Annotated in this window: 2 protein-coding genes; both read left to right on the forward strand. The window is 55.4% G+C overall.

What is annotated here, in order from left to right; genetic code table 11:
* The first annotated feature begins 144 nt into the window (after nt 1-144).
* Nucleotides 145-504 carry a hypothetical protein gene (locus tag ASE07_RS28535; RefSeq protein ID WP_235548659.1) on the forward strand — a complete coding sequence of 120 codons (360 nt, stop codon included), beginning with the start codon at nt 145-147 and terminating at the stop codon, nt 502-504.
* A 143-nt stretch (nt 505-647) separates the two neighbouring features.
* Entirely contained in the window at nt 648-851 is a 204-nt protein-coding gene (locus tag ASE07_RS27170; protein ID WP_057293949.1) for a hypothetical protein, read from the forward strand.
* The last annotated feature ends 853 nt before the right edge of the window (nt 852-1704 follow it).

Raw genomic sequence — 1704 nt, forward strand, 5'->3', positions numbered from 1 at the left:
TGCATCCGACCCAGACTGGCTCCAACAACATCAGCTTCCTGTAATGCCGGACAGCACGGTGGAGAACGCTTGACTCTCCACCGTTGTCTGCAGCGCAGAGCGTATCGATCTTTGTCTATTACTTATTCATCAAGGAGCATCACCATGTCATCCATCGCCATTCATGATCTCGCCAACAGCACCGAGCTCGACCAGCACGCCATGTCGTCGGTACGCGGCGGCAATTCCTGGCTTGCCGGCCTGGGCCCGATTGCCAATGTCAATGTGGGGATCACCCAGAACCTGAACCAGTTACAAAATGTGGACGTCAACACCTTGAACAATGTCGGCGTCATCGGTGGTCAATGTGGGGATCACCCAGAACCTGAACCAGTTACAAAATGTGGACGTCAACACCTTGAACAATGTCGGCGTCATCGGTGCCGGCTTCATTCCACCCAATATCGCCGTCAACCCGTCCCAATGGGGCAATATCAGCGCCGCACTCTGATGTTTGCAGCCTGAAGCCGGAAACCTGTGTTTCCGGCGTTTTTTCTTGAGAAGAATCGGGCGCATTGTTTATTGCGCCGACTATACTGGGCACAATACCGGTTTATCCGTGATAGACAAGAGCGCATTTCCAGTTACCTGATTTCAAGGAGCCAGCCATGGCTACCATTACCATCAAAGACCTGCCGGAAAGCATCGATCTGGACCGCGAAGCCATGCATGCCGTCATCGGCGGCGCGCGAGGCGGGAATCGCCAGGCTTATCAGCTGCAGAAAGCTTTCGGCAGCACCCGGATTGTCGATTACCCTCCCGGCGTCAAACGTAGCTTGCAGCCGGTGAAGGATCTGCTGTCGCTCAAGTAGCAAGTAGTTAGTTTCGCACGCCTGTATTTTGCTCGGCAACTGACGTTGCCGGGCATCCGCTCGTGTGTACTCCTGGTCTATCGCGATTAGTTTGTCATTGATCGGTGTGTATCTGCGTGTGACTTGTGATTGTCGACACACGCTCCGAGGATCGTTCGGGTTGTTGCTGACATATCCGGCTGCCGGGACCTGGCTTTCCTCATCGGCCCTGCCCTCTCCTTCTTCTGCGCCACGTACCCGGAGGCATTGCGCTCTCGTTAGGAGCACCCTGCCTTGAAGTAGCAACCGGCCTTGCTACAGCCCCCGGCGTTCGCGAGGATGATTCTGACGCACCACATGGTGCTTCTTCATCGCTGCAATCTTCAAGCTCCTGCCAGAGGTATCCAATGCGTCGTTCAGACGATGTTCCCGATGTTTCTTATCGCATTCGCATGCGCATGTCTCGGGGCGCACGACTGTGCATTGCATGGTGTCTGATTTTCCCAGACACCCGTCCCTGATCTGTTGGATCGTCCCGATCATGCGACTGTGCGGCGGAAGTCCCCTCCGCTCCGCCATCACCCGCGCTTCTTCACAAATCCCTATACACATCAAGCACTTAGCCCACCCTACAGGCACCATCGCACGCGCTGGCACACTCCCTGCTGTATGTCCTGTGTGTACGACAAAACGTTCGACACCAACCCAACTACCCAAAGCCTGACCACTTTTTATTTACCGACTTCACTCACTTAGGAGCACTACCATGACATCTCTCATCATCACCGACCTGGCCGTTACCGAACAACTCGACGCCCGTTCCATGTCTGCCGTGCGCGGCGGTACCTACGGCGGCTGCTATGTGCCTGCTCCA

It is taken from the genome of Noviherbaspirillum sp. Root189 (assembly GCF_001428545.1).
Classification (GTDB): domain Bacteria; phylum Pseudomonadota; class Gammaproteobacteria; order Burkholderiales; family Burkholderiaceae_D; genus Noviherbaspirillum.

What these genes read in the sequence shown, in the direction of transcription:
- ASE07_RS27170 (WP_057293949.1), top strand. Translation starts at nt 648, where the DNA reads ATGGCTACCATTACCATCAAAGACCTGCCGGAAAGCATCGATCTGGAC.
- ASE07_RS28535 (WP_235548659.1), top strand. Translation starts at nt 145, where the DNA reads ATGTCATCCATCGCCATTCATGATCTCGCCAACAGCACCGAGCTCGAC.